This window comes from Photorhabdus sp. RM322S (assembly GCF_042879395.1).
GTDB classification, from domain to species: Bacteria; Pseudomonadota; Gammaproteobacteria; order Enterobacterales; family Enterobacteriaceae; genus Photorhabdus; species Photorhabdus khanii.
Genome location: NZ_JBHFKW010000084.1, coordinates 1 through 5,575, shown reverse-complemented (window position 1 = coordinate 5,575; position 5,575 = coordinate 1). Strand labels below are relative to the sequence as shown.

Here is a 5,575-nt window from a genome sequence, read left to right as displayed (position 1 = left end):
TCTTCACATGTGGCACAAAAATCTGATTCATGTAATGACGGGTTTTCACACTGAATACATTTCATAAAATTTCTCCAAATAGTAATCCAAAGGCCGGATATTAATTTCATTTACGTGAGTTGTACTGGCGGTAGTATATAAACCAAAATTCTATACCCCCAATAGTCACTCCCATTGTTCCTACTTTTAAACAAAGCAAGAAGTCTTCTTGAGTAAAAACAAAATCTCCTTTGACTTCTGTATATTTAGTCGGCCAGTTACAACTAAAGGGCAGGCTGTAAAGCCACGGCATTACACCATGGGCTACCGACCTAACCGGGGCAAGCCCAATCAGTACCCGCAGCTCACTATTAAGGGAAGCCGGACAGTTGATTATCCGGCTGGCTAATGAAGGATAATTAGCTGGTATATAAAGTAAAATCTCGGCGTTGTTGGCCAAAATTTATATTTAAAACATAAATTCTTAGATTTAGTCAACTTCACCAATATACCAGTATTCAGAATAATAAGGCTTTCCTTCATCATCTTCACTTATTCTAAGAACACCTAGCTCTGAAAAACCATCAGGTAATCGTAAGTTCCATTCTTTGCATAAACTTCGTTCACTCAATAAAGTTATTTTACCAAACCGACTATATCCATTATGCGTATGTTCATTGAAATATTCCTCAGATGTGAATATACATAATTCACTTGAAAACATATCAGGCAATACAATGCAACAAGTAATTCTTATATTATTTTCATTGTCTGGCTTCGCCTTATAAATGTTATAAGCTGCATCTATCAAATCTTGTGCACAGATAGATTGAATATTTTTATTAGTCTGTTTTCCTTGTACCAATGCTGAGTGCACTGGGATTTTTACATTCCAGTAACCGTAAGAATAATCATTTTCAGTGATAACAGGAAAATAGGTTCTATATGACTCGGACCATATTTTCAATGAGCGTAGTCTACGTGGTATACCCCGCAGTTTTTTATTGCTCAACGCTATTCTGCGCGTAGACATTTATAATTTCCTTCCTTTAGCCGCATCAGTTTTTGGCTGGTTTACCGTACCATCTAAGTTTAAGACAGCCTTAAATTTCCCTTTGTTATCAAAAACCTCAAGATGGTTTTTATGTTGACCATCAAGATATAGCTGATCACCTTTTTTAATCACTTGTCCAATATTGTTATTGGCTTTGTAAACACTCTGCCCCTGATATATTTGGCTGGTTTTTTGTGTACTATTTTTTATTTGAGCACCAAAACCGGGTTGAGTAAGAAATTCTTTCATATTCCCAACAACCCCCTGATTCGGTTGATACGATTACTTGTCTTTTCCAGCATCTATACCGCCTTTTGCTCCAGCCTTACTGATCTCCCCGGCAACTCCCGCAGACGCAGCAATCCCCGTCTGCCCCATAATCTTCACGATTTCCTGAGTCGTCTCTTCTGAGCCTCCAGTGACTTGGGCGCGATGAAGCACTAAATTGCGGGATGCATCAATATTTGACATCGCACCCCGTAGATCAGCCCATTCCCGCACTTCTGCCGGTGTGAGGGAATCCAGCCCCTGCATTCTGGCTTTTTCCTGAATTTCACTCATCCGGGCACTGTAATCACCTTGTAATGCCCGCAGCTCTTTGGCAATGGCAACACATTGCTCTGCACCGGTACAGCTTGTTATTCGTGCCTGAACCTTATCATATTCTTGGCGATACTTATCCCTGACAGTCGCACGACAACTGCTATCTCCCTGACAATTGACCAGTTCCTCACTCCTTGAACGATTCTGGTCAACGCTTAAATGATTATTGTCCACCGCATTCTTCCCGGCCTGGGCCCCGGTAGAGTCACCGACAATGCCGCCTGCCAGTCCCGCTTCCAACACGGAGCTGAATTAACTATTATCCCAGTGGACTTAGCTGACAACCCCAGCTTTGTGAAGGCTGGGTTGTTATTTAAAAGCCACTTAATACTACTTGCCCTTCTGTATAACTTTTAAAAATCCTACTTCTTATTTCAAATATACACTTAGTAAAATCGCTTATTGTTAAATTATATCCTTCATCTGTGATATTAATTTCTCCCAGAAAACGCAATGCTATTTCATCAGAAAATATTATGTTAAAACCCTCACTAGTTTCCTCAATTTTTTCAATAATATATTGATTATCAAAGGGTCTGCCATAAGGACCATCAGGGAGAAAAAAGTAAAGTGATTTTTTCTCTTTTACCCAATTTTCAACTATTTCTTTTGTGTTCATTTCTTAATTATCCAGTTATTGTCTAATGATGGTAAAAATATTTGCGTACCACCACCATGTAACGTTGGTTGAGTTCCTTTAGTTCCAATTTGTGCTGCTGCTGGTCCTTCATAATACTTAGTACCTTTGGGGATCTTTATAATGGCTTGGTTTTTAAAAGTATTACCCCATTCAGGTAAAACAGCGCTATCCATTTGAGACTGTAGCGGTCCTTTTGATGGTCGTGGAGTCCAAAAACGGCCATCAACTTTAGCAGAGCCGCCATAATCTCTGAAAAAATACATATCTGTTTCTGCCACTTTTTCAGTATAACTTCCGCTTCTGAATGTTGAAGCAGGAGCACGCAAATCATTAGGGTTTCCTAATGGGCCAATTTCATGTGGGCCATAAGATTTTATAGTTTTTGATACTCCTTGTTCTAAGTTTTTCGAGGCATTCTTCACCACATTAGCCTCTACAGCTTCGGATTTTGCTGCCACTGCTTCTGCCGCAGTTTTACCCACACCAATCACACCAGCTGCACCTACACCACCCGGAGTTAATGCTTCAGCGACCTGAATACCTGCATTATTCAGACAGATTGTCGGTGCGGCTTTACACCCTTCCAGAGCTGCTCGTGCCATCACAGCGATTTCAGGCGTAGCGGCCACAATCTGGGCGCCACCGGCTAACGCGATTCCTCCTGCGGAGACAATCAGATTGCCATCAGCTATACCTTTAGCAATATTAGCCTTACAGGTCGTGTCGCAGTCCGGTGTTTTAGCCAACCAGAATCCAAGGTCTGAACCAGCTGCTGCACCTAGGGCATTATTGTCCACTATAATTTAGTGGAGAATAAAGTAAAAATCCCAATTCAAGATTGGGATTCTGTATTAATTTTAAGACTGTTATAAAAATCTATAATGCTATTTAGATCAGTATTCCATTCAGATATTTTCATCCCATCTTCATTGTGCGTAGTACGCGACTCTATGAAGTTATTTATCTTCTCAGGAGTAAAACCTGGACACTCATCTAAAAAGAGGATGCTATTTTGCAAGAAAACTTCCTCACCTGCGAAATATATGACCCAAATAAATATAAAATTTGTGTAATCAGGCTCATACATTGATACAGCTAGCGCCACAGGCTTTTTACTGTGTATACCTTCTTCAAGAGAAGTTCGCCAACTCCGCTTGTAATCCTCAAAGCTCCAATAAGATAAAGGTATGTGAACTGCTTCTGTAAATGTATCAATAATAATTGTTGCAGGCAGAACTAGTTCATTGTTTTCTCTGATGGGTGCATCACCGGGAAATATACCAAACATCAATCAGTCCTTAACTCTGTTCAGGTCACTATCGTAAGTCCCCATTCGCTTGCCTCTACGGTCAAACATCTTCCAGCCATTAGTAACATTATGGCTATCAACATCGGGAGTAATATAGGTTTTACCATCAAAAAACACAGGTTGCCCATGTGAATTAAATGGTGCTTTAGGAGGAGCTACTCTCCGATCAAAGCCTAATTTCCCTGCTGCCTCTTGAGCTTCTTTTCCTTTCAGAGCCAGATAAGCTAAGTCGTCTTTATTCGGCTTTTCCGGGATCGGCGTAATTGTAGTATTTCCGCCAGTATCCGGCTTACCTTCCGTATTGCCGGTATGATTTGGCGTAACACCAGACTGATTTTCCCCATTGCCTGTATGGTTCGGTATACTACCCGGCTCTAACTGTTGGTTTCCACCGGTATGATTAGGGTATTTCCTGATATCATCGAACTGATCACCGCCAGTATGTGTTGGCAGATCAGTTGGATTAGCAACTTGAGTGTATTTATTCTGAAGTGTACTTTGGCTCGACACGGAGCAGCTATTGCACAAACTTCTGTTACCAGTTTTCCCAGGAAGTTATTATCAGTAACAACGCATTTCATTGCGAAGTTGACCGCCGAACGCCAGTTTTCCCTGTATACTCAGTCAGTTATCACCAGCTTTCCCCATGTAGTTTGATACCTGACCAACAATGCCCTAACGTGACTTCTCAGCCCGATAAGCCACTTTGTCCCGGCGTGATGAACTTCACCTTTAGAACTAAATGGTTGTCCAACATTTTGGGGTCAGTTCATTTACCACCGGGCAGCCGGTGCAGGTCAGCATTGAGCACGGGCAGTTGATTATCCGGCTTGTTGAGAACAGCTGACGGCTCAAAAAAGATCCCAGCGCTTGGATTGGGATCTTTTTGCTAACTGATTTTTAATCTTTTATGTCCATTTTAATACTTGCCCCATCGGGAATATTTCGTATTTGTAGAGCTAAATCAGCTCTGGCTCTCATTGATTCGCCTGTTCGAGCTAAGTAAAGATTTTCCAATTCATATTCTCCCCCTAAAACAAAAGGAATTCTAGGGACTAAACGATAGCCAGATTGAATAGGACCGTAAATATTTTGCCAATTATGAGCCAAAGAATATCCAGTTAGGACTTCATAATCTTCCAAGATAATCCCACTCCATTCATTTATACTCTCGGCTAATTTATCAAATAATCCCGTTTCAGGATCGAATGTATGAATACAATCATCTTTTAAACAAAACTGATTTCCAAAGATATCTTCTGCAAAGAAAAGAGCATCCTTAGCCATATCTTCGTACGAGTTAATCCATAACCTATTGTTGTTCCAATCAATTAAGCCGATCTCTTCATCTATCGTTTCATATGGAAAAACGCGTAATGCAGACTCAAAGCCATAAAATCCATTTTTTTTAGTCAATAAACAGCTCAATTCATCTACCAATGATTTTCCATAATTAGAAGCAATATATTTTTCTGATCTAACCGAAGAAATATCATGACTACAAATTGAGAGTAATTTGTCAGTTAAAGGCCGCATTTTTCTATTTCTCCGTTTCTATTTTGCCTGATTTGTCTGTCTTTTCTGTCTTTATAATTACAGTTGCACCATTAGGTAATCCGCGACATTGTTGACCAATACATGATCCAGCTCCTCTATTATCAGAAGGGGTAATTGGTCGAACCGAAGCGCCTGAGCCACCTTCTTTAAACATGGCAGGAGGATATTCATCACGATCTGCACCTTTCACCGGAGGAGTATTTTTCAAGGATTCTCCTCTCCTCTGAGCAGCGCCTCCACGATCAATCGTCAACACATTAGGATGCCCTGCTTTCTGAGCATCTTCAATATGCTTCGCTGATTCTGGATATTTTGTTTTATCTACAACAATAACTTTATGCTCATTAGTATGTTGTTCCGAGCTACTGCCTTTGTTATCAGTCGAACCTTTTATTGACGGTACAGATGATGGCTTCGCCTGCATTTTATCACT

Annotated in this window: 9 protein-coding genes; all 9 read right to left on the bottom strand. The window is 40.5% G+C overall.

The genetic code is table 11. The features are described from left to right. Window positions 1-469: 469 nt before the first annotated feature. Window positions 470-1,012, bottom strand: a complete 543-nt coding sequence (locus tag ACGF63_RS22200) for a DUF3916 domain-containing protein (protein WP_036842092.1) — start codon at window positions 1,010-1,012, stop codon at window positions 470-472. Next, the gene (locus ACGF63_RS22195) at window positions 1,013-1,282 is read right to left on the bottom strand and encodes a hypothetical protein (protein WP_036842091.1); all 270 of its coding nucleotides are present in this window, start codon (window positions 1,280-1,282) and stop codon (window positions 1,013-1,015) included. It abuts the gene before it with no gap. A 33-nt stretch (window positions 1,283-1,315) separates the two neighbouring features. Next, window positions 1,316-1,876 (bottom strand): VENN motif pre-toxin domain-containing protein, encoded by a 561-nt coding sequence (locus ACGF63_RS22190; RefSeq protein WP_387633247.1) that lies wholly within the window; start codon window positions 1,874-1,876, stop codon window positions 1,316-1,318. Between the two features lie 73 nt (window positions 1,877-1,949). Next, window positions 1,950-2,255, bottom strand: coding sequence for a hypothetical protein (locus tag ACGF63_RS22185; RefSeq protein WP_036842088.1), 306 nt, complete (start codon window positions 2,253-2,255; stop codon window positions 1,950-1,952). Then, entirely contained in the window at window positions 2,252-3,073 is an 822-nt protein-coding gene (locus ACGF63_RS22180) for a hypothetical protein (protein ID WP_387633246.1), read from the bottom strand. The genes ACGF63_RS22185 and ACGF63_RS22180 overlap by 4 nt, the downstream gene beginning before the upstream one ends. A 35-nt stretch (window positions 3,074-3,108) precedes the next feature. Continuing rightward, window positions 3,109-3,564, bottom strand: coding sequence for a hypothetical protein (locus ACGF63_RS22175; protein ID WP_132355900.1), 456 nt, complete (start codon window positions 3,562-3,564; stop codon window positions 3,109-3,111). Between the two features lie 3 nt (window positions 3,565-3,567). Beyond that, window positions 3,568-4,095, bottom strand: coding sequence for a toxin C-terminal domain-containing protein (locus tag ACGF63_RS22170; protein ID WP_387633244.1), 528 nt, complete (start codon window positions 4,093-4,095; stop codon window positions 3,568-3,570). 390 nt (window positions 4,096-4,485) lie between these two features. Then, window positions 4,486-5,121: an SMI1/KNR4 family protein gene (locus tag ACGF63_RS22165; RefSeq protein ID WP_387633242.1), complete on the bottom strand. Its 636-nt coding sequence runs from the start codon at window positions 5,119-5,121 to the stop codon at window positions 4,486-4,488. Between the two features lie 4 nt (window positions 5,122-5,125). After that, on the bottom strand, window positions 5,126-5,575 hold a 450-nt coding region (locus ACGF63_RS22160), incomplete at its 5' end, for a hypothetical protein (RefSeq protein WP_387633241.1).

Coding starts and splice junctions, on each gene's coding strand:
- ACGF63_RS22200 (WP_036842092.1), bottom strand. CDS start 1,012: ATGTCTACGCGCAGAATAGCGTTGAGCAATAAAAAACTGCGGGGTATA.
- ACGF63_RS22195 (WP_036842091.1), bottom strand. CDS start 1,282: ATGAAAGAATTTCTTACTCAACCCGGTTTTGGTGCTCAAATAAAAAAT.
- ACGF63_RS22185 (WP_036842088.1), bottom strand. CDS start 2,255: ATGAACACAAAAGAAATAGTTGAAAATTGGGTAAAAGAGAAAAAATCA.
- ACGF63_RS22175 (WP_132355900.1), bottom strand. CDS start 3,564: ATGTTTGGTATATTTCCCGGTGATGCACCCATCAGAGAAAACAATGAA.
- ACGF63_RS22165 (WP_387633242.1), bottom strand. CDS start 5,121: ATGCGGCCTTTAACTGACAAATTACTCTCAATTTGTAGTCATGATATT.